We start from the raw sequence: 26,282 nt of genomic DNA, 5'->3' as shown, positions 1-26,282 counted from the left end.
CGGTGTGCAATGATGGGCTGATATTCGCTTCTCCAAATATCCTATCCCGCCTATTTATATTAATAAATTATGGTACTGATTTTTTTTAAATAAAAAGATACGGCAGGCCGCATATGGCATGGTATACCATAAATAATTCAAGTTGCGGGAAAGCCAACACGCCTGCCACTCGGAATCTATTGGATATATACGGTCTTTGTTAATCACTCATCGTTGCGGGGTAGAGTAGAAGCATGGGTACAAAGGTATTACTGGTTATTCAGATGGGTGAACCGCCGGAGGATATCGCTTCACAGGTTGGGCCGCAGGGAAAATGGTTTGCAGATACGCTGCCGGGCGAAACGCACGATCTGCGAGTGATTCGCCCCGATATCGGGGAAGCGCTACCGTCGTTTGATCAGGTATCGGCGGTGATTATTTCTGGTTCGTGGTCAATGGTGACGGATCGGCTGGACTGGAGTGAGTATACGGCCGGCTGGCTGCGAGAAGCGTTTTATGCCGATGTGCCGATGCTGGGAGTTTGTTATGGACACCAACTGTTGTCTCATGCCCTGGGCGGGACGGTGGGCGATAACCCCAACGGCGCCGAAATGGGGCTTCAGACGGTAACATTGAATCCCGAGGCGGAAACCATTGGCTGGCTGCAACACCATCCTGAACGGTTTCCGGCTTACCTGAGCCATCGCCAGTCGGTGCTGGTTCCACCTGCCGGGGCTCAGGTGCTGGCCAGCTCAGAGGTTGATCGTTGTCAGATTATTCGCTATAGCGATAACGTGCTAAGCGTACAGTTTCATCCGGAGTTTAACGCGAAAATCATGTCGGCCTGTTTACGACGCAATGAAGACAGGATGCGGCAGTTAGGATTTGATGTCGATCGGATGATGGCGCAGCTCACGGAAGAACCACGCTGGGCAAGACGGATTCTGCTGGATTTTATTCAGCGCTACGCTACTTGCTAACACCGGCGGTCTGAGTGCGCTTAACCAGGCGGCGGCTTTTGTTCGTTGCCGCCAATAAACCATCCGGCCGCCATTTTACTGATACGGCATCGCGTTTAGCTGGGCGATCCGTTCCTTATCCATTCTTATCACACAGCCGTCAGTCAACTCGGCGTTGGCCGCCGATCCCTCTTCCGCGATAAACGCTTCCAGACGGCACTGTCCGTCACGATATTTCAGCCAGCCGCGCTGTGAGTCCAGCAGCGTTTGCAGATAATGCTTTCCCAGACCCTCATCGGCCCTATAGGCTGCTTCGATGCGTTTTTTAGCATTGCGATAGGCCGTATTGAGTTCAGACTCGGCGGATGATTTCATCAAGGGCGAGCAATTTCCTGTTTCATTATCAGATGCGATCGGTGAGCAGGCATGCTGAGCCGCGGCGGCCGCGCTGATTTGCATGGTTATCGTTATCAATAGTAATAGCAGCTTTTTCATTAATCATTCCCGATTGATGATTTTTCCTTAAGCGAAAGTCCGGGCGCATAGTGTCGCAAAGCGCGTCCGTATTCAATACGGATAATCCGTATCTATTTATTCTTATTCGTCTTCCATTAATCCTCTGGTTAATAACCGAATCGTTTTATTTATCCGATAAAGATAAATAAAGGAAAATGCTCAATCGTTATATAAAAAATAACATAGCGGTCAATGCGTTAAAGTGATAACGGGAATAGCAACCATTCTCAAAATATAGATTTTCTGGTTATTTAGTAAACGATTTTTACTTATTTTGTGACCTAAATGTTATTAATTGGATAAATATTTGAGGTTTCCATTTTTACTCTCATAATACTTATTGTTAGTAAGGTTTTGGCTATCGAAAGTTGCTTCTTATAAAAAAGAAATAAAAATTTCACCACGATTTTACCGTGAGCAATGCGGTGCGAGGAGTTATCCATGCAGGTCAGCAGACGACAATTTTTTAGAATCTGTGCGGGCGGTATGGCCGGAACCACGGTTACCGCCCTGGGGTTTTCTCCGGCGGCCGCGCTGGCGGAAACCCGGCAATATAAGTTATTGCGCGCCAAAGAAACGCGTAATAACTGTACCTATTGTTCGGTCGGGTGCGGGATTTTAATGTACAGCCTGGGGGACGGCGCCAAAAACGCCAAACCGTCCATTTTTCATATCGAGGGCGATCCGGATCATCCGGTAAGCCGCGGATCATTGTGCCCGAAAGGCGCCGGACTGATTGATTTTATCCATAGCGATCAGCGTCTTAAATATCCCGAATATCGCGCGCCGGGGTCGGATAAATGGCAGCGTATCAGTTGGCCGGAGGCATTCGATCGCATCGCGCGCTTAATGAAGGCCGACCGGGATGCCAATTTCGTTGAAAAGAACGGCGCGGGAGTTACGGTCAACCGCTGGCTGACGACGGGGATGCTCTGTTCATCGGCCGCCAGCAACGAAACCGGCATGCTGGACCACCGCTTCGCCCGCGCGCTGGGGATGCTGGGGATAGATACCCAGGCGCGGCTGTGCCACGCCCCCAGCGTATCGGCGCTGGCGCCGACTTTTGGCCGCGGGGCGATGACTAATAACTGGGTGGATATTAAAAACGCCAACGTGGTGATCGTCATGGGGGGAAACCCCGCGGAAGCGCATCCGGTGGGGTTTAAATGGGCGGTGGAAGCCAAGGTAAAAAACGGCGCCAAACTGATCGTGGTCGATCCGCGCTTTAACCGCACCGCATCGGTCGCCGACCTCTACGCGCCCATCCGGGCGGGATCGGATGTCGCCTTTCTGCTAGGGGTGATTCAGTATCTGCTCAGCAACAACAAGGTACAGATGGAATATGTGAAGTCCTACACCAATGCCAGCCTGCTGGCGCGCGAGGACTACGCTTTTGATGACGGCATTTTCAGCGGGTACGATCCGCAGGCGCGTAAATATGATCGCGCCACCTGGCAGTATGAACTGGACGAAAACGGCTTTGCCAAACGCGACGCCACGCTGAGCCACCCCAGGTGCGTATGGAATCTGTTGAAACAGCACGTCAGCCGCTATACGCCGGAGGTCGTTACCAATATTTGCGGCACGCCAAAGGAAGATTTTCTCACCATCTGTGAAATTTTGGCCTCGACCTGCGTGCCGGACAGAACCACCACCTTCCTGTATGCGCTGGGTTGGACGCAGCATACCACCGGCTCCCAGATGATTCGCGCCGCCGGCATGATTCAGCTTCTGTTGGGAAATATCGGTATGGCGGGAGGCGGCATCAACGCCTTGCGCGGACACTCCAATATTCAGGGCTATACCGACCTCGGCCTGCTCTCTTTGCGGCTGCCGGGCTACATGGATTTACCGTCGGAAAAGCAGACCACCCTGCAAGACTATTTAGGCCAGATTACGCCTAAAGCGTTGTTACCCGACCAGGTAAATTACTGGAAGAATACCCCCAAATTCTTTATCAGCATGATGAAGAGTTTCTACGGCGATAACGCGCGCAAAGAAAACGACTGGGGTTTCGACTGGCTGCCCAAGTGGGATCAAAGTTATGACGCGCTGCACTACACGCAGATGATGCTTGAAGGCAAGGTGAACGGTTATATCGCTCAGGGTTTTAACCCGATAGCGGCGTTCGCCGACTCCAATAAAGCCCGCGATGCGCTGAAAAAACTGAAGTTCCTGGTCATTATCGATCCGCTGGCGACGGAAACCTCCAATTTCTGGCAAAACCACGGCGAGCTTAACGAGGTGGAAAGCGCCGGCATTCAAACGGAAGTGTTCCGCCTGCCGTCCAGCTGCTTTGCCGAGGAGAACGGCTCGATCGTCAACTCCGGGCGCTGGCTGCAGTGGCACTTTAAAGGCGCGGAGCCGCCGGCGGAAGCGCGGCATGACGGGGTGATTCTGGCCGGCATCTTCCTGCGCCTGCGCGAGATGTACGCCAAAGAGGGGGGCGCCAATCCCGAGCCGGTGCTCAATATGGCCTGGAACTACCTCAATCCGGAAGATCCGTCGCCGGAAGAGGTGGCGAAAGAGGGCAATGGCTACGCGCTGGCGGATCTCTACGACGATCGGGGCAATCTGGTGCTGAAAAAAGGGCAACTGCTCTCCGACTTCTCGCAGCTGCGCGACGACGGCACCACCGCCAGTTTCTGTTGGGTGTATACCGGCTGCTGGACCGAACAGGGCAACCAGATGGCGCGGCGCGATAACGCCGACCCTTCAGGACTGGGCAGTACGTTGGGATGGGCCTGGGCCTGGCCGCAGAACCGCCGCATTCTTTACAACCGCGCCTCGGCCGATGAGCAGGGCAACCCCTGGGATCCGCAGCGCGCAATCCTGCGCTGGGACGGCCAGCGCTGGCAGGGGATCGACGTGCCCGATTACGGCAATGCGGCGCCGGGCAGCGGCGTCGGCCCCTTTATTTTGCAGGCCGAGGGCATGGGGCGCCTGTTCGCCATCGATAAGCTGACCGACGGCCCGTTCCCGGAACACTACGAACCGGTCGAATCGCCGCTGGAGAAAAGTCCGCTGCATGAAAATACGCGCTTTAATCCCGCCGCCCGGCTGTATGACGCCGATCGGCAACGTATGGGATCGGCGTCTGAATTCCCTTACGTGGCGACCACCTACTCGATAACCGAACTGTTTCGTCACTGGACCAAACATGCGCGGCTGAACGCCATTGTTCAACCGGAGCAGTTCGTCGAGATCGGCGAAGCGTTGGCCGAGCAGAAAGGCATTCGCGCCGGCGACATGGTGAAGCTCAGCAGCCGACGCGGCTATATCAAGGCCAAAGCCGTCGTCACCAAGCGCATTCGCACGCTGACGATCGAAGGCCGGCCGGTGGAAACTATCGGCGTGCCCTGTCACTGGGGGTTCGAAGGCACCACGCAGAAAGGGTTTTTGGCGAATATCCTGACGCCGCACGTCGGCGATGCCAATACCCAGACGCCGGAATACAAGGCGTTCCTGGTTAATGTGGAAAAGGCGTAGCGGAGAGAGATTATGGTCATGCAATCACAAGATATTATCCGTCGTTCCGCCACGAACTCGCTGACGCCGCCGCCGCAGGCCCGCGACCACCAGCAGGAGGTCGCCAAATTGATCGACGTTACCACCTGTATCGGCTGTAAAGCCTGTCAGGTCGCCTGCTCGGAATGGAACGACATCCGCGACGAGGTGGGGCATAACGTCGGCGTGTACGATAATCCGACCGACTTAACCGCCAAATCCTGGACGGTGATGCGTTTTTCGGAAGTGGAAGAAAAGGGCAAACTGGAGTGGCTGATCCGCAAGGACGGCTGTATGCACTGCGCCGATCCGGGCTGTCTGAAAGCCTGTCCGTCGGCGGGCGCCATCATTCAGTATGCCAACGGCATCGTCGATTTTCAGTCCGAACACTGTATCGGCTGCGGCTACTGCATCGCCGGCTGCCCGTTTGACGTGCCGCGCATGAACAAAGAGGATAACCGCGTTTATAAATGCACGCTGTGCGTGGATCGCGTCGCGGTCGGCCAGGAGCCGGCCTGCGTTAAGACCTGCCCGACCGGCGCCATTCATTTCGGCAGCAAAGAGGCGATGAAAGATCTGGCGGCGGAACGCGTCGCCGATCTCAACAGCCGCGGCTATGACAACGCCGGGCTGTACGACCCGGCCGGCGTCGGCGGAACGCACGTAATGTATGTCCTGCATCATGCCGATAAACCCCAGCTTTATCACGGCCTGCCGGATAACCCTTCCATCAGCCCGACGGTGACTTTCTGGAAAGGCATCTGGAAACCGCTGGCGGCCATCGGTTTTGCCGCCACCTTCGCCGCCAGCGTATTCCACTACGTCGGCGTGGGTCCGAATCGCGTAGAAGACGACGAAGAGGACGCGGAGGATGAGGCGCATCATGAGGATAAGCAGCATGAAAAAGAGTAAGCGGATTCAGCGCTATAGCGCGCCGGAGCGTATTAATCACTGGATTGTGGCTTTCTGTTTCGTATTCGCCGCCGTCAGCGGCCTGGGATTTTTCTTTCCCTCGCTCAACTGGCTGATGAATATTCTGGGAACGGCGCAGCTGGCGCGCATTCTGCACCCGTTTGTCGGCGTCGTGATGTTCGCGGCTTTTCTGCTGATGTTTTTCCGCTACTGGAAACACAATTTGATTAATCGCGACGACATCGAATGGGCGAAAAACATTCATAAGATCGCCAGAAATGAGGAAGTCGGCGACACGGGCAGGTATAATTTCGGCCAGAAGTGCGTATTCTGGTTAGCCATTATCAGCCTGGTCCTACTATTGGCGAGCGGCGTGGTGATGTGGCGGCCCTATTTCGCCGACGCGTTCCCCATTCCCGTTATACGCCTGGCCCTGCTGGTTCATTCGCTGTCGGCGATTGGGCTTATCCTGGTTATCATGGTGCATGTCTATGCGGCGTTATGGGTGAAAGGGACGATTACCGCCATGGTGGAAGGCTGGGTGTCTACCGCCTGGGCGAAGAAACACCACCCGCGCTGGTACCGCGAGCTACAACGTAAACAACAGGAAAAACAACCCTGATGAGTATCCGTATTGTTCCTCAGGAACAGTTAGAAAATAATGAAAAATCGGCATCGGTGGGGCATATCCCGCCGTTGCTTTTTGCTAATTTGAAAAGCCTTTACGGCAGCCGCGCCGAGCGTCTGCGCCAGCTGGCGCAGGACCATCCGCTGGCGGATTATCTGACGTTCGCCGCCGCCGTGGTGGAAGCGCAGCGCAAGGTGCTGCACGATCACCCGTTGCAAATGGATCTCTCCGAGGCGCTAAAGCAGGCGGGCGATCGTCCGCCGCTGGATATTGCGGCGTTCCCCCGCGATACGCATTGGCTCATTCTGCTGCGCGCGCTGATCGAGGAACTGAAGCCGGATGCGGACGGGCAGGTATTGGCGACGCTGGAAAATCTGGAGAAGTCGTCGGCGCAGGAGCTGGAAACCATGGCGAGCGCGCTGTTCAACCATGAGTTCAGCGCTGAAATCAACGATAAGGCGCCGTTTATCTGGGCCGCGCTGTCGCTGTTCTGGGCGCAAATGGCCAGCCGGATACCCGGCAAGGCGCGCGCCGAACCGGGCGAGCATCGCCAGTTCTGTCCGGTATGCGGCAGTATGCCGGTGTCCGGCGTGGTCCAGCTCGGCGCCGGCAGCGGGTTGCGCTATCTGCACTGCAATCTGTGCGAAAGCGAGTGGCATATGGTGCGGGTGAAATGCAGCAACTGCGAGGAGTCGGGCGATCTCAACTACTGGTCGCTGGACAGCGAAAACGCCGCGATCAAAGCGGAGAGCTGCGGCCACTGCGGCACCTATCTGAAAATCCTCTATCAGGAAAAAGATCACCGGGTGGAAGCGGTCGCCGACGATCTGGCGTCGCTGGTGCTGGACGTAAAAATGGAAGAAGAGGGGTTTTCCCGCAGCAGCATTAACCCGTTTCTGTTTCCGCAAAGTTCAATCTGATCGCGAACCGGCGCCGCCTGCGTTATCCGCGCCGATAGCGCGTCATCCCCGCGTCAATAGGCGGGGACCTGCTGCTAACATCGTAAATAGCCGCTGGCGGCGCAAACCCGTTACCGCGCCCGGCGCGCCAGCAGCGCGAACGTGGCGATGGCCAGCGCATAGCAGATGACGATAACCAACGCCATGGAGACGGCGGAAGTCCCGAACAGGCCGGTCAGCGTAAACATGCTGACGCCGAGCAGCGCCGAGGCGCTGCCTGCCTTGTCGCCCTGGCTTTGCATGGCCAACGCCGAAGCGCTGGGGCCGACGATGCCGATAATGATGATGGTAAAGAACAGCGGAATCAGCAGCCATACCAGCGAGGCGTGCAGCATGGCCGCCAGCAGCAACGATAGCGACGACACGCCGGCGATGAGCAGTCCGGCCTTCAGCACCCGCATCTCCCCGAAATGACCGCTTAGGCGCGAGGAGATCTGCGCGGAAAAGATCAATCCCACGCCGTTGACGGCGAAGCATAGGCTGAACATTTGCGGGCTAAGCCGGTAAATCTCCTGCAGCACGAACGGCGATGCGCCGATGTAGGCGAACATGCCCGCGCCCGCGAAGCCCTGGGCGAGACAAAGCCCCATGAATTGGCGCTGCGTCAGCAGGCTGCCGACCGATAAGACCAGAGATCCTATGCCGCCGCTCACCCGGCGCCGCGGCGGAAGGGTTTCGTGCAGATGCCGGAATGTGAGCAGCAGCAGCAAAATAGAGATCGCCGCCAGCGCGATAAAAATCCCCCGCCAGTCCATGACGCCCAGCATAACGCCCCCCATTATCGGAGCGATAATCGGCGCTAGCCCGTTGATCAGCATCAGCAGGGCGAAAAAGCGGGTTAACTCATGGCCGGAGTAGAGATCGCGCGCGACGGCGCGCGACAGAACGGCGCCGCCGGCGCCGGCCAGCCCCTGAATAAGCCGCGCGGCGATCAGATGATTAATATCCTGCGCCAGGGCGCACCAGACCGAGGCGAGCAGTAAAATAAACAGTGAAATCAGCAGGGGACGGCGGCGTCCCAGCTTGTCGCTCAGCGGTCCGAAAATCAGCTGGCCGAAGCCCAGCCCCAGCAGCCCGGCGGTCAGGCTCAACTGCGCGGCGGCGGCGGTGGTCGACAATTCCGCCGCCAGTTCGGGCAGCGCGGGAAGATAGAGATCGGTACACAGGGGGCCAAGCGTGGCCAGCAGCCCGAGCACCAATGCATAACCTAAACGGGATGATGGCGTTATTTTAGTCATTGTCTGTATTTTCAGGGAAAGTGTGGTGGAAGATATGCCGATAAAGCTGATTCAGCATATCCGGCTCGGCTTTTTGGCGGGTTACGGCGCGAAACGCCGTGCCTTCGGACAATACGGCCATGACCTCGACGCGGGCGGCGATTTGCGGCGCGCTCAGTTGGGGATAGCGCCGTTGCAGCATTTCGGTCGCCTGCCGGAACAGCTGGTCATCGGCCTCTTGCAGTATTGACGCGACGCGGGGATTACGCGTCGCTTCGGCGGTGACTTCCAGCATCAGCGCGTTATCGTCTTCGCGGGTTTGTTCATCGCCGTTCAGGGCGCGTTCCGCCAGCGCTTTCGCCATTTGCGCCGGGTGATCCTCGCCTAGCCTGATGATTTTCAGCTTCTTATTAACGATCTGGCTGACGATCTCCTCGATGATGGCGTCTTTGTTGGCGAAGTAGCGGTATATTTGCCCTACGCTAAGGCGCGCCTGCGCGGCGATGCTCGCCATCCCCGCGCCATGGAATCCCGAACGGCGAAAACAGCAGCGCGCCGCCGCGATGATCTGATCGCGGCGGGCGTTTATTCGCTCGGATTTAGCGATAGTTTTTTGCATTTTTTCCTCCAGATTAAAACGTTCATCCGCGCAAAAATTTTTGCCACCTGCGCGCGACGCGTCGCTCCGCTTTGTGATAATTAAGAATGAACGTTCATTCTCAATTGTAAGGCATGCCTTTATGTCAGGTAAACGCTTTATTTTTTACGCGATCGCGGATTATCCGGCGGACGGCGCGTCGCCGCGCGCTATGTCTTTGGCTTTGAAGCGGGTCAGGCGCGCAGCATATGCTGCAGCAGCGCCAGTGCGGAAATGACGATGGCGATGGAGGTAAGGGCGATAAGGCCGTGGCTGAACCAGGATAACGCCTGATGTCGGGCGTCGTTAAAGTGATAACGCATCACGGCAAGGATAGCCATCATGCAGGCAACGCACAGCAGTAAAATACCGCAGCCGAAAACGATGGGGCTGTCGTCCGCCATCCCGGCGCGAAAGAACAGCAGGCTGTCGATCAGCAGCACAAACAGGGTGCGCGACCAGGCCATCCCCGTCCGCTGGGGCTGCAAACCGGGATCGCGCGTCGTTGTCATCGGCAGCCTAGTCAAGGATTATGATCGCCGCCAGCGCCGCCGCAATGACGGTGATAAACAGCGTAACGGTCAGCAGCATCGGGGTGTAGGGCATATCGCTCTCCCGCCGCATGGCTTTCTCGTTGCCGGCCCAGCGGCGATAGGCCTGCACGCCGAGTAGGGCCGCGCCGGCGATCAGCAGCAGCGCCAGCCCCTGACGCACCATCGGCGAGGCGAGGTGCACTGTGAACTGGTCGATGGCGACCGCGCCGGCCAGAAAGGCCAGCGCGGTTCTGATCCAGGCGAGAAACGTACGCTCGTTAGCCAGCGAAAATCGGTAATCGGGCGTTTTCCCCTGCCGCCACCATGGCGTTTTCTCTTGTTTTGACATCGTCTGTTCACCGGCGGTAGTGGTGTTTGGCGCCTGTCGTCGCGTTTACATGGCCTGAGCGGTCAGAAGCTCAACCTTGCCGGCCTCGCTGACGCGCTTGAGGTAGTCGGCGACATGCGGTCCGAAAGTGATGCTTTTTACAATAGTCAGCGAACGCAGCACGGGGAACAGAATAAAGTCGCCGGTGGAGATCCCCTGTTTATTCGCCAATAGCGGTTCGAGCTCTTCCAGCTTGTGCTGAACGTCGGCGGCCAGCGCCGGCGTGTCGGCCAGCAGCGCCTCCAGGTCGCCGAATGCTTTCTCTTCCCGCGCGCGGTAGGCTTCGCGCGCTTCGGGCGTAGACAGCTCTTTAAAATCCGCTTTGGTGAAGCGCGGAACGGCCAGTTTGAAAATCGCTCCGGATGCCGCCCGGCACCAGGCCTCGATGGCGGGCTCAGCCGGCCGGTCGGCGATTAACGGCGCGCGCAGGCCATCGACGTAATGAACGATATCCATGCTTTCCGGCATAAAGGCGCCGTCGTCTTTTTGCAAAATGGGAACCACCTTACGTCCCACCATGCGGGTAGGGGTTTCAACGTCGCCTTCCATAATCACGGACAGCTCGAAGGGAATCGCCTTCAGAGCGAAAATCATTCTGGCTCTGACGCAGAACGGGCAGTGTTCATAGATGAAAAGTTTCATTTTTAGCACCTTAGCGGTAGGAAATGACGGAGTAGCCTATTTTCGCATAGCCGTTAGCGGCGGCTATCGACGGTCTGGCGGAATCATACCTGAAATGAATAAAGGCGACGCCGGTTACCTGTCGCCCAATTGTGACATATTTTTACCGCGCGGCGGCGGCTTATCCGCGGCGCGGCCGGGGAATCGGGTTTTACCGTTTAGTCACGCACGAACTTCACGCCGGGCTTGGCGCGTTCGTCCACCGTTAACTCAAACACATCGGGGCGGGCATAGTGGCCGACCACATCGAAATCGTAACGGGCGCGTTTAAGCTCCGCCGTATCGATTTCCGCGCTGATTAGCCCGGAATCGTTTTTGAACGGACCGGCCAGAATATCGCCCAGCGGGCCGACGATCACGCTGCCGCCCTGAATCAACGGACGGTTTTCATCCCAGCCCGGCACGTCGATTCCCAGCGCTTTCGGCGAAGGCTGCACCTGACAGGCGCTGACCACGAAACAGCGTCCTTCGTGCGCGATATGGCGCATGGAGCACAGCCACATATCGCGTTCGTCAACCGTCGGCGCGCACCAGATCTCCACCCCTTTGGCGTACATCGCGGTGCGCAGCAGCGGCATGTGGTTTTCCCAGCAGATCGCCGAGCCGATGCGTCCGGCCTCCGTCTCGACCACCGGCAGGGTGGAGCCGTCACCCTGGCCCCAGATTAGGCGCTCGGTGCCGGTCGGCATTAATTTACGGTGTTTCGCCGCCAGTCCTTGCGTCGGCTCAAAAAACAGCGACGAACAGTACAATGAACTGCCGGCCCGTTCGATAACCCCCACCACCAGCGACGCGCCGGTACGGGCGGATAACGCGGCCAGCGCTTCGGTTTCCGCGCCGGGAACCTCGATGGCGTTGTCAAAATAGCGCGCGAACGCTTCCCGGCCTTCCGGCAGGCGGTAGCCGAGATGGGTGCCGAATATCTCCCCTTTGGGATAACCGCCGAGTATCGCTTCCGGCAATACCACCAGCCTGGCGCCGCTGGCGGCGATGGTTTTTTCATAGGAGAGAATGCGTTTCAGCGTATCGGCCTTGCCGCTGGGCAAGGCGCCGATCTGAAGCGCGGCGACGATGGATTGGGTCATGTTAAAAACCTCTGCAGGGACGGGGAAATAATAATATAAAATGCCGCGTTACCAATGAAGAGCGAGCGATTGCTAATCGATATGAATAATATGGATATCGCCAAGGTCGACCTGAACCTGCTAAAAGTGTTTGAAGCGCTTTATGAAGAGGAGAGCGCCAGCCGGGCGGCCATTCGTCTGCATCTCACCCAGTCGGCGGTCAGCGCCGCGCTCGCCCGTCTGCGCGCGCTTTATGGCGAGCGGCTGTTTCAGCGGACCGGGCATGGGCTGGCGCCTACGCCGCTCGCCAGCCAGCTAAAACCGGTGGTTACCGAAGCGCTGAACCGCTGTCGGCAAAGCCTGACGATGGTCTCCCCCGATACCGGCAGCTATGAGGGGCGCTCGGTGATTATCGGGCTTTCCGACGATTTCGAAATCGCCATCGGCTCGCGTCTTATCGCCATAATGGCGCAACGGGCGCCGAAACTCCGGCTGATCTTTCGGCAGACCCATAGCCAGATTGTGTCAAACGCGCTGATGGAGCGCCAAATCGATATTGCGATTGCCTCCGGCGGCTTTTCCAGCCGCGCTCTGAGTCATGAGTGGGTGGGGGAAGGGGAGTACGCCTGCCTGGTCGATCCCGAATTCCATCATGAGGATGAGCCGATGGATCTGGCGCGCTTTGTGGCGAGCGACCATATTCTGATCTCATCCGGCGGATTTATCGGCATTGTGGATGAGGCGCTGGCGGCGGCCGGTCTGAAGCGCAATATTACGGCCGCCACCACCCACTTCGCGGCGCTGCCCTATCTGCTGAAAGGATCGCCGGCGATCGCCACCATTCCGGCGCATGCCGCGCGGGCCATCGTCGGGAGCGGCGGATTACGCATGCTGCCCTGTCCGGTCGATTTGAGCCGTTATCCCATTGAGGTGGGCTGGCGCACCACCGGTTCATTCGACAAAATTGAAATCAAGATTAAGGGGGCGATAGCGGAATGTTTCCGGCGACGCTAGCCGGATAACCCGCGCCGGCGGCAATCAGCTTTTGCGCAGGCGAGCCGTCAAGCCCTTCAGGAAATAACGCAGTACCTGATCGCCGCACGCGCGGTAGTTTTTATGTTCCGGCGCGCGCAGCATTGCGGTCAGCTCCGGTTGCGAAAGGCGGAAATTCTGCGACTGAAGAATCTCCTGAATATCCGTGGTCTTCAGCGCGAACGCCACGCGCAGCTTTTTCAGGATAATGTTGTTGGTGATGCGGCGTTCGATTTTTGCGGCCGGGCGGCTGTCGTCTTTGCCGCGCTGGCGGATAATCAGGCCATCGAGAAACGCGCCCATCAAGATATCCGGACAGAGCTGGAAGCCCTCTTCTTCCTCTTTTTTGACGAAAGCGGCCATCTGCCGCGGCGTGACGCCAGTGTCCATCAGCGTCAGAATTTCAATCAATTGTTCGTTGTTCAGATTTAGCATGTAGCGCACGCTGCGCAATACATCGTTATTTATCATTACCGGATGGTTCCCGCCGCTGGTGGCCGTAATGGCCGAGTTGTTATCGCCGGCTAGTATAAAGCGATCCGACGATAAACGCAGCAGCCGCGGGCATTTCCGCTGCGCTCCGATCAGTGGAACGTCTCTCTGCCGGTAAAATGCCCGACCCAGCCGGCGGGGTTGGTGAAGATACGTATCGCGACGAAATCGGGGGATTCGCCGCTGTCGAACCAGTGCGGCGTATTGGCGGGAACGCGCAGCAGATCGCCGGCTTCGCAGGTTAGGCGGAAAACGCGGTCGTTAATCGGCACGAAAAAGGTGCCGGCGCCGTGGATGAAAAAGCGCACTTCATCTTCGCTATGGGTGTGTTCCTGCAGGAATTTCTCTCGCAGTTCCCGGCGTTGCGGGTGGTCCGGCGTCAGGCTGATCACATCCGCCGAGGTGTAGCCTTCCTGCCGTTTGAGCCGTTCGATTTCCGCCTGAAAATGCGCCAGCAGCGCTTCTCCACCGGCGTCATGGCCGATGCCGCCGATCGGCCAGCGCTCCAGCTGAATGCCGGCGCCGGCAAGCAGCGAGGCGATCTCGTCGAAGCCGGTCAGCTGTTGAATGGGGCGGGCCGTCTGCGGACGCTGGAAAATAGAGAGAGTGGTCATGGTTTTTACCTCCGGCCTTTATCAAGAATCCGTTAACCATCATCTTTATAAGGGTAAAAAACAAGACGCTTTATTTATATCTTATTCCCGCATTGTCCGAGGAGAAATGGCGCGGCGCTTAGATCTCGACCACCACGACCTGCAGCCCGCCGGCCTGCCATAGATCGAGCTGATGCCGGCGCGCCTGCGTCAGCGGGCCGGCGGTGACCAGCACCCAGAGCTTGTCGGCCTGCGTTTCCGGGACGACGTCGTCCAGCGGGGCGCCCAGCACGTCAAAGCGGAACGCGGCGGTGGAGCGCTTCAGCGCTTCCAGCCACACTTCCGTGCCGTCGCGCAGATGCCAGCCGGCCAGAAAAGCGTCCTGTCCGCGACGGCGGCGGTTGCCTGCCAGGCAAAACGCGCTGTATCCCATAATCTGTCCGTCGAGAATTTCGCGCAGCGTCCGTAGCGCGGCATGATTGCCGCTCAGCCGCGCGCGCAGCGGGCGTAATACGTTATCCACCAGCGCGGCGCGCGGATATTCGCGCCCCGTTTCATAAAGAAGATGTCGCAGCGCGGACACCTGGCCCTGTTGCAAATGCGCCAGCATTTTATCCTGCAACCGGCGCCAGTTATCTTCCGGCGCATAGCCGTGCGCGCCGTCGGCCAGCAGCGGTTTGACCTGACCGATCGAGACGCCTTTTTTCAGCCAGACCAGGATCCGCTGCACCTGCTTCAGATCTTCATCGTTATATAGCCGGTGGCCCCCCGGCGTACGCTGCGGCTGCAGCAGGCCGTAGCGGCGCTGCCAGGCGCGCAGCGTGGCCGGGGAGATGCCGCACTGTTCAACGAATTCGCTGATGGTATAGATTGCCATAATGCTTCACGAGACGATTGTTATCTATTGATAATCAAAAAGTAGCGCAGGGATGAAAGCTGTACAAATGATTTATCCTGTTCACCTTTGACGCGCCCGATACGGGCGCGCCGCCGATCAGAGATTATTCTCCTGGGTATTGAGCGCCTGGCGCAGATCGTCGATCAGGTCCTGCGGGTTTTCGATGCCGACGGAGAGGCGCAGCAGCTGCGGCGTGATCCCTTTTTGCAGCCGTTTTTCCAGCGGCACGGAGGCGTGGGTCATGGCAAAGGGCTGGCTGATCAGGCTTTCTACGCCGCCCAGACTTTCCGCCAGCGTGAAAAGACGGGTTTTCTGAATCACCGCGCGGGCGTAGCCTTCGTCGCCCTGCAAACGCACCGAGATCATGCCGCCCGCGGCGGACATCTGCCGCCGCGCCAGGTCGTGCTGCGGGTGGCTGGGCAGCCCCGGATAATAGACCCGCGCCACCTGCGGTTGCTGTTCCAGCCAGCGGGCGAGGAGCAGGGCGTTTTCGCTGTGTTGCGCAATGCGCAGCGACAGCGTGCGTATGCCCCTTAGGGTGAGAAAACTGCTGAAGGGATCGAGGATGCCGCCCACCGCGTTTTGTAAATAGGCGAGCCGCGCGGCCAGTTCGTCGTCGCCCGTCGCCACGAGCCCGGCAATCACGTCCGAATGGCCGTTCAGGTATTTGGTGGCGGAGTGCACCACGATATCGAACCCCAGCTCCAGCGGCCGCTGCAGCGCCGGCGAGGCGAAGGTGTTGTCCGCCACGCCGATCAGCCGGTGTTTTTTGGCGATGACGGCTATCGCCGCCAGATCCGCCAGTTTCAGCAGCGGATTGGTGGGGGTTTCCACCCAAATCATGCGCGTCTGCGGGGTAATGGCCTGTTCCAGCGCCTGCAGATCGGCCGGATCGACGTAGGTGACCTGTAGCCCGGCGCTGCGCTTACGCACATTTTCCAATAAGCGCCAGGTGCCGCCGTACAGATCGTCCACCGCCACGATATGGCTGTCGCGATCGAGCAGTTCGAGGATCGTGGCGCTGGCGGCCAGCCCGGAAGCGAAGGCGAATCCACGGCTTCCCCCCTCCAGCTGCGCAATGGCGGCTTCCAGCGCGCTGCGGGTCGGGTTGCCGCTGCGCGAATATTCGTAGCCGGTATGTTCTCCCGGCGCGGGCTGCGCAAAGGTTGAGGTGGCGTAAATCGCCGGCATTACCGCGCCGGTGCTGTCGGGCGTATAGCCGGCGTGGACGGTTTGGGTGGCAAAATGGCTCATAGCGTATTCCTTGTGTCAGAGAGCGGGCGAGCGAAACGCGCGTTTAGCGCAGCGCCTGTCGCCAGTGGTTCAGAACGTCGGTACGGGTTATCAGGCCAAGAAAACGCTCGCCGTCCAGAACGATGGCGACGTGTCCCCGATCGAAAGTCGCGAGCAATTCATCATGCGACGCGGATTTATCCAGGGTATTTACCTTGCCGGACATGGCGTCGCGGGCGGTGAGCGAGAAGTGCTGCGCGTCTTTTTTCAGGCTGTTGAGCAGGTCCCATTCATCGATAATGCCGACAACGCGATCGTTCTCCAGCACCGGCAGTTGGGAAATGTCGTACAGACGCATGCGGGCGTGGACGATCGCCAGCGTATCCTCGGGGGAGACCGATACCGTGGCCCCCTCGTCGTGCCGGTAGGTGATCAGATCGCGCAGATCGCCGTGCGGCGGGCGCTGAATCAGACCCTGCTCGATCATCCAGTAGTCGTTGAACATTTTGGAAAGGTATTTATTGCCGCTGTCGCAGATCAGCGTGACCACGCGTTTCGGCTCCGTCTGGGCGCGGCAGTAGCGCAGCGCGGCGGCCAGCAGGGTGCCGCTGGACGACCCCGCCAGTACGCCCTCCCTGCGCAGCAGTTCCCGCGCGGTGGTTAAGGATTCGGCATCGCTGATGGCATAGGCCCGGGTTACCTGGCTGAAATCGGCCAGCTCCGGGACAAAATCCTCCCCGATGCCTTCCACGCGCCAGCTTCCCGCTTCCCCCTGGGCGCCGTGCTGGAGATAATCGGCGAGGATAGAACCTTCCGGGTCGGCCAGCACGAATTCGGTTTCCGGCGATACCTGCGCGAAGTAGCGGCTCAGGCCGCCCAGCGTACCGCCCGAGCCCACGCCCACCACCACCGCGTCGATATGTTGTTCCAGCTGTCGCCACAGTTCCGGGCCGGTGGCGCGGTAGTGCGCGTCCGGATTGGCCGGGTTATTGAACTGATCGATGTAGTAGGCGCCGGGTATCTCCGCCGACAGCCGGCGGGCGTAGTCCTGATAATAAGCGGGATGCCCCTTGGCGACATCGGAGCGCGTCAGCAGCACCTCCGCTCCCAGCGCCCGCAGATGGAAAATCTTTTCCCGGCTCATTTTATCCGGCACCACCAGCACCAGGCGGTAGCCTTTGAGCGCGGCCACCAGCGCCAGTCCCAGCCCCGTATTGCCGGCCGTGGCCTCAATAATGGTGCCGCCCGGCTTCAGCTGGCCTTGCCGCTCCGCATGTTCAATCATCGACAGGGCGACCCGATCTTTAATCGAGCCGCCGGGGTTCTGGTTTTCCAGTTTGATGAACAGCCGGCATGGGCCGGTGTCGAAGCGCGTCAGTTCGAGTAGCGGCGTGCGGCCGATAAAATCGAGCACTGAGGTAGAGATAGGCATGTGTTTTCCGTCCTGAAATAAAACGCGAGGCACCATATTAGATCTGCGATAAATCAGGATGAACGAAATAAATCACCAATGGATATGCATATGTGTAATATAAAATCCTGTTTAGACGTATAGATGTGCGGCGGCTCAGCAGTTTAGACGTATATGCGTCCGCCCGATCGGCTATGCCGAAACGCGCAGTGTCCAGCCCTGCGCGTCCTGCTGCCGCCGCCACAGGCGCGCATAGAGTCCGTCGCGCGCTATCAGCGTTTGGTGATCTCCCTGTTCGACCAAGCGTCCGTTATCCAAAACAAGGATGTGGTCGGCATGGCGAATATTTTTGAGCCGATGGGCAATCACCACTACGGTGCGCCCGCGCGCCAGCTCGGTCATCGCCTGCTGAATCTCGGCTTCCGCCGAAGGGTCGACGTTGGCGGTCGCTTCATCCAGCAGCAGTATCGGCGCGTTTTTCAGCAGCGCTCTGGCGATGGAGATCCGCTGGCGTTCGCCGCCGGACAGAGAACCGCCGCCCTCATCCAGCGGGGTATCGTAACCCTGTGGCAGCGCTTCGATAAACCGATGCGCCTGGGCGCGCCGGGCGGCGGCGATCGCCTCCTCGCGGCTGGCGTCCGGCCTGCCGAGGCGCAGATTATCCAGCACCGAGCCGGAGAACAGCAGCACATCCTGAAACACCATCGCCACGTGGCGGTGAAGCCGTTCGGTGCCGATATCGCGCAGATCGACGCCGCCCAGACGGATACGGCCGCTCCGCACGTCCCATAGCCGCGCGATAAGATGAACCAGCGTGCTTTTACCCGCGCCGCTGGGGCCGACGATGGCGGTAAAGCGCCTGGCGGGAATGACGCATGTGACGTCGTTGAGCGTCAGCGGCCCCCGATGCGCGGCGTCTTGGTCGTCATAGGCGAAGCCGACGTGTTCAAAGACGATCTCCTCTCCCTGCGGGAGCGCCGGGCGAACGGGCTCCGGCAGGTTTTTTTCCGCCAGCAGCGCTTCAATTCGCATCAGCGAACGGCGCGCGAAGCGCAGCATCAGGGTTGACAGACCGACGTCGAATAGCTGTCGGTATATCGGCAGAGCCAGTATCAGGAACACGATCAGCGCGTCCGGGGACAAGGCGCCGTCGGACAACCAGCAGACGCCGGCCAGCACCAGGCCGACGTACCCCATTTCCAGCATAAATCCGTAGCCGGCCAGCCAGGGCGCCGGTTTGGATTCGACGGCCAGCGCGGCGTCGTGGTGTTCGGTCAGGATCGACTCCAGGCGTTTCCACGCCTGGCCGAAGCGCCCGAAGCTGCGAATGACCGCAATGCCCTGCACGTACTCCAGCAGGGCCGCCTGCGCCGCCGTGCCGGAGGCGAGCATCTGGTCGCCGGGCCGGGCCGCCATACGCTGGCTCCAGCTCAGCATCAGCAGCGCCAGCGGGATCCCGACGCAGGTCAACAACGCCAGATGCCAGTCTACCCACAGCAGGAACAGCATGAGAAATACCGGCATCGCCAGGCCGGAGACGAAGACGCCTAGAAAATGCGACCAGAGGTGTTCGATCAGCTCCAGATCCGACGTCAGGCGCGCGGCCAGATCGCCGCCGCGCTGGCGGTTAAACCACCCCATCGGCAGCCGCCCCAGGTGGTCGGCGACGCGCAGCCGCGCTTCGCCCATCATGGCGTAAGCGCCGCAGAAGATCAGCGGCATGGCGCAGTAGCCGGCGCCGACGCGCAGCGCCACGGCGGCGAACATGGCCAGACCGTATGCGGCGGCCCGCATCGGCGTATTGGCGCCGGCGAAAACGTCGCGCAGCAGGCCATACAGGGCGAGATAGAACAGCGCGGAAAAGAATCCTTCGGCGATGCTCCACGCCAGTCCGCGCACCAGCCGGGGATCGCGCGTTCCCGAGAGCCTGAAGCCGGAGCGTATCAATTCACTAATCATTATTTTTCCTCCCCGGCCGCGCCGTTCGCCGCTGCCCCGAGCGACCACGCCTCGGCCTGAATATAATCGTTCCACAATTTTTGGTATGCCGGGCAGTCCGTCAGCAGCGCCTCATGGGTTCCCTGACCCGCCACCCGGCCCTGTTCCAGCACCACGATATTGTCGGCGTGCATAATGGTGCCCAGGCGGTGGGCGATCATTAATACCGTTCTGCCCGCGCATAGCCGGTTCAGCGCCTGTTGGATCAGGATTTCGTTTTCCGCGTCGATGCTGGCCGTGACTTCATCCAGCAGCAAGATCGGCGCGTCTTTAAGCAGCGCGCGCGCGACGGAGAGGCGCTGGCGCTCGCCGCCGGATAAGCTGGCGCCGCGTTCGCCCAGCACCGTGTCATAGCCCTGCGGCAGCGCGCGGATAAAGTCATGCGCCTGCGCCGCCCGGGCCGCGGCCTCGATTTGCGCATCGCTGGCGTCGGGGCGGGCCAGCGCCAGGTTGTCGCGCACGGTGCCGTGCAGCAAAAACACCTCTTGAAAGACGATGCTCATACGCGCGAGCAGGGCATCCAGCGGCCATTGGCGGATGTCCACGCCGCCGATGGTCAGACTGCCGGATTCGAACTCGTAAAGACGGGCGACTAATTTAACCAGCGTGCTCTTCCCCGAACCGCTGGCGCCCACCAGCGCGGTTAATTGGCCGGCCCTGGCTTGAAAGCTGACGCCGTCCAGCGCCAGCCGCGCGTCGTAGCGCTGGCGCAGATCGCGACACGCGATATGCAGCGGCCCGGCGGGGATGGGCATAGCGTTCTGAATCGGCAACGGCGGGGCGGCGAGGATATCGTTGATGCGCTCCAGCGCCGCCGCGCGCTGCAGCTGCTCGCCCATGGCGAAGGTCAGCCGCAGCAGGGGAGATAGCACCGCCGGCGCCACCAGCAGAAACATCACCAGGGTGGGCAGATCCAGCGCGCCGCGCGCCAGCAGCCAGGCGCCGAGCGGCGCGACGACCAGCAGATTGACGGATAGCAGCGTGGTAAACAGCACCCAGCCTCCGGTGCTGCTTTTGGCGTAGTCCTGCACCCAGTCGACGGCGCCGTGGATGGCGTCGGCGAGATCGCCGAACGAGCGTGCGGTCAGGCCGAAACTCTTGATGACATGCACGCCGCGGATATATTCGCCCACCTGATTGGCGATGCGTTTTTGCAGGTCGTTCCAGGCGCCAATCCGCCTACGCGAGCGCCGCATCATCCACCACTGGGCCAGCATCGCCAGAGGGAGCGGCGCCAGCGCGGCCAGCGTCAGCGGCCAGTTGGCGGCGAACAACAGGATTAAAGCCGCGACGGGAACCGCCGCCGCCGCGGCCGCATCGGGCAGCATATGGGCGAAGAAGCCCTCAAGACTGTTGACGTCGTCGTTCAGCACGCGCCGCAGGCTGCCGGAACCCCGGCGGGCGAAGAAAGAGAGCGGCACCTCGCCCAACCGCTTCGCCATGCCGATTTTTAACCGGTACTGAATGCTAAAGGCGCCGATGTGGGCAAGAACATGGCTGACGGCCATAAAGGCCCAGCGTAACGCCAGCAGCGCCACGGCCCAGCCAATCAGCCGCCATACGGCCGTCATATCCGGCTGGGGGGAGAAAAGCTGCGCCGTGATGCGGTAGATGATCCAGAACGGCGCCACGCTTAGCGCGGCCGAGGCGATGGCGGTGGCGATGGCGCCGCCGAGCGCATAGGGCGCGAGCGTGATTAATTGCAGAAACCCTTTGGGCGTAAGCTCGCTTGAGCTCGTGGTGGTTCGACGCATAATAATGCGCATCCTTTTTTAGCTAGACGGGGAGATAACGCTAATGATGATGACAACCCCGATGACGAACTACCCGATTAGGTACGATTATCCCCCGGATAGGGATAAATTTATGCCGCGCGGTCGGGATGACGCGCGCGGAAGGGGCGTATCGGGCCGAGCCAACGGCGCGGCGGGCACGGCTGTTGCAACTGAGAATGACTTGCAATAGCATGTTTTTATTCTAAATATTCGCAGGCCGCCCACTCTCGCGAGCGCGTTCCCGCGAGAGTGAAACGTCAAACGTAAAAAGGAACGGTATGCAATGATGAAGTCGGCGGAGTTTTTTACCGATCCCGGTTTTCCTTGTCCGCCGGGCATGAGCGTGAAGACGCTGGCGATACGTCCCGGTATGGAGTTATCGCTCGCCACTTCCTGTGGCGCCCAGACGCTGTCCGCGGCGACGGAAAGCGCGGGAGACGCCGCGCGGGTGCATTTTAATTGTCAGCTCAGCGGCCAGACGCGGGTTGCCTGCCGCGAACGCCGCCTGGAGCTGGCGCGCGGCCGGGCGTTGACCACCTTTCTTCCCGATGAGCGTTTCCAACTGCGCTGCAGCGCCGACTGGAGCAACATCGAGCTGAGAGTCTGTCCACCGTTGCTTAGGGAGCTGGCGGGGGATGATTACGGCGCGGTGTGCGCCTCTCATCAGAGAAAAGACGGCCTGCTTTGCCACGCCAGCGGCCAGAGAAGTATTGATGCGGCCGAGCGGATCGGCCGTTTGATGACGAGCGATTCCCCTTCTGTGCTGCTGGTGCATGCGGCCGCGCTGGAGTTTCTGGCCTGGAATTTAATGGCCGTCCGCGCCGTCAGTCCGCGCGACGAGACTATCGGCTCCCGGGAGCAAAAGCAGCTCTGGCAGGCGCGCGAGCTGCTCCTCAACAATCTGAGCAAGCCGCCGACCATCGAACAGCTGGCGCGGGCGACCGGGTTAAACCCGCTGAAAATTAAGCGCGGTTTCAAGCAGCTGTTCGGCGTCGGCGCCTATGCGTTATTTCAGCGTAAGCGTATGGAGCGCGCGCGGGAGCTGCTGCGGCGCCATAGCGTAACGGAAACCGCCGCGATGCTGGGCTACAGTAATCCATCGCACTTCAGCGCCGCCTTTCGCAAACAATTCGGCGTGTTGCCGAAAGAGGCGAGGAGGCTGTGCCTGTAAAACGCCGGTCATAACGCCCGGAATATAGCCGCGGACGATCGGCCGCGGGGTTATATATCCACTATTCGCATGAGTTTTCTCACTATTGGTATTTCACCTGACGGCGTAATTCAGCATTAATACAGCGGAGGAGAGAAGCCGGCGGAATTATTGTAATCGGCTGAATTATAAATAGAGAGGAGCAATCATGAACCATTACCGCTGTTGTAGCGACTCCAGATTTTATCTCAGCGATGTTTATCGGCTAATAATTGGAGTCTGCCATGAGCAATATCACATCCCTGCCAATCCTGGATTTATCGCAACTTGACGGCAATACGGAACAGCGGGCGAATTTCCTGAGCAAACTGAACCGGGCCGCTCGCGACGTCGGTTTCTTCTATTTAGTTCATCATGGCGTCGATAGCGCGCTGCTGCAGCGCGTGCAGCAGCTGGCGCAGGCGTTTTTTGCTTTGCCTGACGCGGAAAAACAGCGCGTCGCCATGATTCACTCCCCCCATTTTCGCGGCTACAACCGGGCCGGCGCCGAACTGACGCGTAGCCGGCCGGACTGGCGCGAGCAGTTTGATATCGGCGCCGAACGCCCCGCGCTGCGTCTGCTGGCGAACGACCCCGCCTGGCGTCGGCTGCAAGGGCCGAATCTCTGGCCGGCGGCGCTGCCTGATCTGAAAACCACTCTGCTGCAGTGGCAGCAAGAGATGACGCGTATGGCGTTGCGCCTGCTGCGGGCGTTTGCCGAGGCGCTGGAGCTGCCGGTCACCGCGTTTGACGCGCTGTACGGCGAAAAGCCCAACGAACACATCAAGCTGATTCGCTATCCCGGACAGCCGCACGATCGCAGCCGGCAGGGCGTCGGCGCGCACAAGGACTCCGGATTTCTCAGTTTTCTGCTGCAGGATAACCAGCAGGGGCTTCAGGTGGAGGTCGAACCCGGGCGTTGGATCGACGCGCTGCCGCTAGGCGGTTCTTTTGTCGTGAATATCGGCGAACTGCTGGAGCTGGCGACCAACGGCTATCTGCGGGCGACGGTGCATCGGGTGGTTTCGCCGCCGCCGGGCCGGGAGCGTCTCTCCGCCGTCTTTTTCCTCGGCGCGCGGCTGGATAGCGTGGTGCCGGTGTATCAATTGCCGGCCCATCTCGCCGCGCAGGCGCCGGGGCCGACCAGCGACCCCCATAATCCTCTGCTGCGCGACGTGGGCTGGAATTATCTCAAGGGGCGTCTGCGCTCCCATCCCGACGTCGCTACCCGGTATTACGGCGATGTCTTGCAAGCCAAAGAAACGATAACGCTTTAAAACAAGGAATATCCCTATGAAAAAACATGTCATTTTCTCTTTGGCAGGGCTGGCGTTATCCGTAAGCCTGGTCTTTTCGGCGCAGGCCGCGCAGGCGCTAAGGGTGGCGGCGGATCCGGTGCCGCACGCCGAGATCCTGGCGCAGGTGAAAAAAATCGATCCCTCTCTGAATCTGAACATCGTGGAGCTGACCAGCGGCGTGAACGCCAACGAACTGCTGGCCCACGGCGATGTGGATGCCAACTATTTCCAGCATGTGCCCTACCTGCGCGATCAGGAGAAAGCGCTGGGCAAGGAGTTTGTGGTCGCCGCGACGGTGCACCTCGAGCCGCTGGGGATCTACTCCAGAAAGCATAAGATATTGAGCGAGGTGCCGAATAATGGCACGGTGGCGCTGCCGAATAACGTCACCAACCTCAGCCGCGCGCTCTATCTACTGCAAAGCCAGGGATTGATAAAATTGAAGAGCGGCTATAAAGATCCGGCGAAGGTGCAGGCGACGCCGCAGGATATCGCCGAAAATCCCAAAAACCTGAAGATCGTGGAAATTGAAGCGCCGCAGCTGCCCCGTTCGCTGGATGACGTCGATCTGGCGGTCATCAACGGCAACTATGCGCTGGAAGCCGGGCTGACGCCGGCGAAAGACGCCCTCGGGCTGGAGAGCGCCGCTAATAACCCGTATGCCAATATTCTGGTGACGACGTCGGCGCTGAAAGAGGATCCGCGCGTCAGGCGGTTGGCGCAGGATCTGGAGTCCGGCCAGATCGCGGACTTTATCAATAGCCGTTATAACGGATCGGTTATTCCGGTGGCAGGGCAAAAATAATGATCGTGATTGAACGGCTCGGCAAGCATTATTCCGCCGGCGCCCGGCCCGCGCTGGATAATGTGTCGTTAACCATTCCCGATGGCGCGGTTTACGGCATCCTGGGGCGCAGCGGGGCGGGGAAGAGCACCCTGATCCGCTGTATTAATCTGCTGGAGCGGCCCACTTCCGGCCGTATTCTGATGGACGAGCGGGATATCGCCGCCCTGTCGCCGCAGGAGCTGCGCCGCCATCGCCAGCGTACCGGCATGATCTTCCAGCATTTTAATCTGCTGCATGCCCGCAACGTGCGGGATAACGTGGCGGTGCCGTTGGAAATCGCCGGCGTCGGCAGGCGGGAGCGGGCGGCCAGGGTGCAAGAGCTGTTGGCGCTGGTGGGGCTGAGCGACAAGGCGCGCGCCTATCCCTCCCAGCTGTCCGGCGGACAGAAGCAGCGGGTCGGGATCGCCCGGGCGCTGGCGGCGCGGCCGCGCTATCTACTCTGTGACGAAGCCACCAGCGCGCTTGACCCGGAAACCACGGAGTCGGTGCTGTCTCTGCTGGCGGATATCAATCGCCGGCTCGGATTAACCATCATTCTGATTACCCACGAGCTGGCGGTGGTCAAGGCCATCTGCGATCACGCCGCCTTGCTGGAGGCGGGGCGGGTGATGGAAAGCGGTTCGCTGCGATCGCTGCTCTCCGACCCCGATTCGCGGCTGCGCAAGGCTTTGCTGCCGGATTACGCCGCCGAACGGGCCTTTTTACAGCGTCACGGCGTGGAGGATATCCGGTTATGCAAAGTCGCCTGAGCTGGGAGGCGTTTTACGCCCTGATGCTGAACGCCACGCTGGAAACGCTCTATATGGTGGGGCTGGCCGCGTTATTCACGGTGCTGATCGGTTTGCCGCTGGGCGTTGTGCTGTTTATCAGCCGCAGCGCCGGGGTCTTGCCGCTGCCGTGGCTCAACCGCGCGCTGGGCGCCATCATTAACGTCGGGCGTTCGCTGCCGTTCGTAGTGCTGCTGATTGCGCTGATCCCGCTGACGCGCCTGATCGTGGGAACCACGCTAGGCAGCACGGCGGCGGTGGTGCCGATTACCATCGGCGCCTTTCCCTTTTTCGCCCGCGTGGTGGAAACCGCCCTCGATGAGGTCGATCGCGGACGGGTGGAGGCCATTCTTGCCATGGGGGGAAGCGCCTGGCATGTGGTCAGCAAAGTGCTGTTGCCGGAGGCGCTGCCCGCCATTCTGGCCGGCATTACCCTGACGGTGGTGATGCTGATCGGCTTCTCTTCCATGGCCGGGGTGATCGGCGGCGGCGGATTGGGCGATCTGGCTATCCGCTATGGCTACCAGCGCTTTAACGACCAGGTCATGGCGGGGACGGTTATCGTGTTGGTGGCGCTGGTGCAGCTGGTGCAATCTTTTGGCGACCGCATCGTGCGCTCTCTGGCCTATCGCCGCTGATCCGGGCGGTTGTCAGATAACGTCGCCGGGAGTATCTTGTGCCCATCGGGCATTTCCCGGGGGGCGGACGGCATCCCCTAAGGCGCGCGGCCAGGCCGGGGCGCGGCGACCCGCTATCGATGAGGTAAACA

25 protein-coding genes are annotated in these 26,282 nt (G+C 59.8%); 11 read left to right on the top strand and 14 right to left on the bottom strand.

Translation table 11 applies throughout. From position 1 onward, the window contains the following. Positions 1–233 precede the first annotated feature (233 nt). The gene (locus tag VSX58_RS13125) at positions 234–959 is read left to right on the top strand and encodes a glutamine amidotransferase (protein WP_327618485.1); all 726 of its coding nucleotides are present in this window, start codon (positions 234–236) and stop codon (positions 957–959) included. A 75-nt stretch (positions 960–1,034) separates the two neighbouring features. Here VSX58_RS13125 and VSX58_RS13120 read toward each other — a convergent pair whose 3' ends face one another. Beyond that, on the bottom strand, positions 1,035–1,433 hold the full coding sequence (locus VSX58_RS13120) for a lysozyme inhibitor LprI family protein (protein ID WP_327618484.1): 399 nt from the start codon (positions 1,431–1,433) through the stop codon (positions 1,035–1,037). Between the two features lie 462 nt (positions 1,434–1,895). On the opposite strand from VSX58_RS13120, the gene fdnG reads away from it, so the two are divergent. The 4 genes from fdnG to fdhE are packed head-to-tail and all read left to right on the top strand — an operon-like array spanning position 1,896 to position 7,421. Next, the gene (gene fdnG, locus VSX58_RS13115) at positions 1,896–4,943 is read left to right on the top strand and encodes a formate dehydrogenase-N subunit alpha (RefSeq protein ID WP_327618483.1); all 3,048 of its coding nucleotides are present in this window, start codon (positions 1,896–1,898) and stop codon (positions 4,941–4,943) included. A gap of 12 nt (positions 4,944–4,955) precedes the next feature. Continuing rightward, on the top strand, positions 4,956–5,873 hold the full coding sequence (gene fdxH / locus VSX58_RS13110) for a formate dehydrogenase subunit beta (protein ID WP_327618482.1): 918 nt from the start codon (positions 4,956–4,958) through the stop codon (positions 5,871–5,873). Further along, positions 5,860–6,495: a formate dehydrogenase cytochrome b556 subunit gene (gene fdoI / locus VSX58_RS13105; protein WP_327612898.1), complete on the top strand. Its 636-nt coding sequence runs from the start codon at positions 5,860–5,862 to the stop codon at positions 6,493–6,495. The genes fdxH and fdoI overlap by 14 nt, the downstream gene beginning before the upstream one ends. After that, positions 6,495–7,421: a formate dehydrogenase accessory protein FdhE gene (gene fdhE, locus VSX58_RS13100; RefSeq protein WP_327618481.1), complete on the top strand. Its 927-nt coding sequence runs from the start codon at positions 6,495–6,497 to the stop codon at positions 7,419–7,421. The genes fdoI and fdhE overlap by 1 nt, the downstream gene beginning before the upstream one ends. A 110-nt stretch (positions 7,422–7,531) precedes the next feature. Here the strand turns inward: fdhE and VSX58_RS13095 are convergent, their stop codons facing one another. From VSX58_RS13095 to VSX58_RS13070, 6 genes are all read right to left on the bottom strand, one after another. Beyond that, positions 7,532–8,698, bottom strand: a complete 1,167-nt coding sequence (locus tag VSX58_RS13095; RefSeq protein WP_327618480.1) for a multidrug effflux MFS transporter — start codon at positions 8,696–8,698, stop codon at positions 7,532–7,534. Further along, entirely contained in the window at positions 8,691–9,296 is a 606-nt protein-coding gene (locus VSX58_RS13090; protein WP_327618479.1) for a TetR/AcrR family transcriptional regulator, read from the bottom strand. The genes VSX58_RS13095 and VSX58_RS13090 overlap by 8 nt, the downstream gene beginning before the upstream one ends. A gap of 212 nt (positions 9,297–9,508) precedes the next feature. Next, positions 9,509–9,826, bottom strand: coding sequence for a DUF202 domain-containing protein (locus VSX58_RS13085; RefSeq protein WP_327618478.1), 318 nt, complete (start codon positions 9,824–9,826; stop codon positions 9,509–9,511). A gap of 7 nt (positions 9,827–9,833) precedes the next feature. Next, complete coding sequence (locus VSX58_RS13080) at positions 9,834–10,196, bottom strand: YidH family protein (RefSeq protein WP_327618477.1); 363 nt, start codon at positions 10,194–10,196, stop codon at positions 9,834–9,836. A 45-nt stretch (positions 10,197–10,241) separates the two neighbouring features. After that, positions 10,242–10,877: a glutaredoxin 2 gene (gene grxB, locus VSX58_RS13075; protein ID WP_327618476.1), complete on the bottom strand. Its 636-nt coding sequence runs from the start codon at positions 10,875–10,877 to the stop codon at positions 10,242–10,244. Positions 10,878–11,074: 197 nt separating this feature from the next. Next, entirely contained in the window at positions 11,075–12,001 is a 927-nt protein-coding gene (locus tag VSX58_RS13070; RefSeq protein WP_327618475.1) for a carbon-nitrogen hydrolase family protein, read from the bottom strand. A gap of 81 nt (positions 12,002–12,082) precedes the next feature. On the opposite strand from VSX58_RS13070, the gene VSX58_RS13065 reads away from it, so the two are divergent. Then, entirely contained in the window at positions 12,083–12,994 is a 912-nt protein-coding gene (locus VSX58_RS13065; protein ID WP_327618474.1) for a LysR family transcriptional regulator, read from the top strand. A 24-nt stretch (positions 12,995–13,018) separates the two neighbouring features. Here the strand turns inward: VSX58_RS13065 and VSX58_RS13060 are convergent, their stop codons facing one another. The 7 genes from VSX58_RS13060 to VSX58_RS13030 all read right to left on the bottom strand — a co-directional run bounded on the left by VSX58_RS13060 (position 13,019) and on the right by VSX58_RS13030 (position 21,391). Continuing rightward, on the bottom strand, positions 13,019–13,483 hold the full coding sequence (locus VSX58_RS13060; protein WP_327618473.1) for a YehS family protein: 465 nt from the start codon (positions 13,481–13,483) through the stop codon (positions 13,019–13,021). Positions 13,484–13,596: 113 nt separating this feature from the next. Continuing rightward, complete coding sequence (locus VSX58_RS13055) at positions 13,597–14,118, bottom strand: 1,2-dihydroxy-3-keto-5-methylthiopentene dioxygenase (protein WP_327618472.1); 522 nt, start codon at positions 14,116–14,118, stop codon at positions 13,597–13,599. Positions 14,119–14,236: 118 nt separating this feature from the next. Further along, a complete protein-coding gene (locus tag VSX58_RS13050; RefSeq protein WP_327618471.1) occupies positions 14,237–14,974 on the bottom strand; it encodes a MerR family transcriptional regulator in 738 nt (245 codons plus the stop codon). 117 nt (positions 14,975–15,091) lie between these two features. Then, the gene (locus VSX58_RS13045; RefSeq protein WP_327618470.1) at positions 15,092–16,249 is read right to left on the bottom strand and encodes a trans-sulfuration enzyme family protein; all 1,158 of its coding nucleotides are present in this window, start codon (positions 16,247–16,249) and stop codon (positions 15,092–15,094) included. A gap of 43 nt (positions 16,250–16,292) precedes the next feature. Next, positions 16,293–17,660 (bottom strand): cystathionine beta-synthase, encoded by a 1,368-nt coding sequence (locus VSX58_RS13040; RefSeq protein WP_327618469.1) that lies wholly within the window; start codon positions 17,658–17,660, stop codon positions 16,293–16,295. Positions 17,661–17,831: 171 nt separating this feature from the next. After that, on the bottom strand, positions 17,832–19,598 hold the full coding sequence (locus VSX58_RS13035) for an ABC transporter ATP-binding protein (RefSeq protein ID WP_327618468.1): 1,767 nt from the start codon (positions 19,596–19,598) through the stop codon (positions 17,832–17,834). Continuing rightward, positions 19,598–21,391, bottom strand: a complete 1,794-nt coding sequence (locus VSX58_RS13030) for an ABC transporter ATP-binding protein (RefSeq protein WP_327618467.1) — start codon at positions 21,389–21,391, stop codon at positions 19,598–19,600. Before VSX58_RS13030 ends, VSX58_RS13035 begins: the two co-directional genes overlap by 1 nt. 304 nt (positions 21,392–21,695) lie before the next feature. Between VSX58_RS13030 and VSX58_RS13025 the strand changes: the two genes are divergently transcribed. The 5 genes from VSX58_RS13025 to VSX58_RS13005 all read left to right on the top strand — a co-directional run bounded on the left by VSX58_RS13025 (position 21,696) and on the right by VSX58_RS13005 (position 26,151). Continuing rightward, positions 21,696–22,583 (top strand): helix-turn-helix transcriptional regulator, encoded by an 888-nt coding sequence (locus VSX58_RS13025; protein ID WP_327618466.1) that lies wholly within the window; start codon positions 21,696–21,698, stop codon positions 22,581–22,583. Between the two features lie 263 nt (positions 22,584–22,846). Next, positions 22,847–23,878, top strand: a complete 1,032-nt coding sequence (locus tag VSX58_RS13020; protein ID WP_327618465.1) for an isopenicillin N synthase family dioxygenase — start codon at positions 22,847–22,849, stop codon at positions 23,876–23,878. A 16-nt stretch (positions 23,879–23,894) separates the two neighbouring features. Beyond that, complete coding sequence (locus tag VSX58_RS13015; RefSeq protein WP_327618464.1) at positions 23,895–24,704, top strand: MetQ/NlpA family ABC transporter substrate-binding protein; 810 nt, start codon at positions 23,895–23,897, stop codon at positions 24,702–24,704. Further along, a complete protein-coding gene (locus VSX58_RS13010) occupies positions 24,704–25,495 on the top strand; it encodes a methionine ABC transporter ATP-binding protein (protein ID WP_327618463.1) in 792 nt (263 codons plus the stop codon). The genes VSX58_RS13015 and VSX58_RS13010 overlap by 1 nt, the downstream gene beginning before the upstream one ends. Beyond that, positions 25,480–26,151 (top strand): methionine ABC transporter permease, encoded by a 672-nt coding sequence (locus VSX58_RS13005; protein ID WP_327618462.1) that lies wholly within the window; start codon positions 25,480–25,482, stop codon positions 26,149–26,151. The genes VSX58_RS13010 and VSX58_RS13005 overlap by 16 nt, the downstream gene beginning before the upstream one ends. Positions 26,152–26,282 lie beyond the last annotated feature (131 nt).

This window comes from Brenneria populi (genome assembly GCF_036016195.1).
GTDB classification, from domain to species: domain Bacteria; phylum Pseudomonadota; class Gammaproteobacteria; order Enterobacterales; family Enterobacteriaceae; genus Brenneria; species Brenneria populi.
Note: the sequence above shows the minus strand (reverse complement) of the source record. Positions and strands in the feature narration are given on the sequence as shown.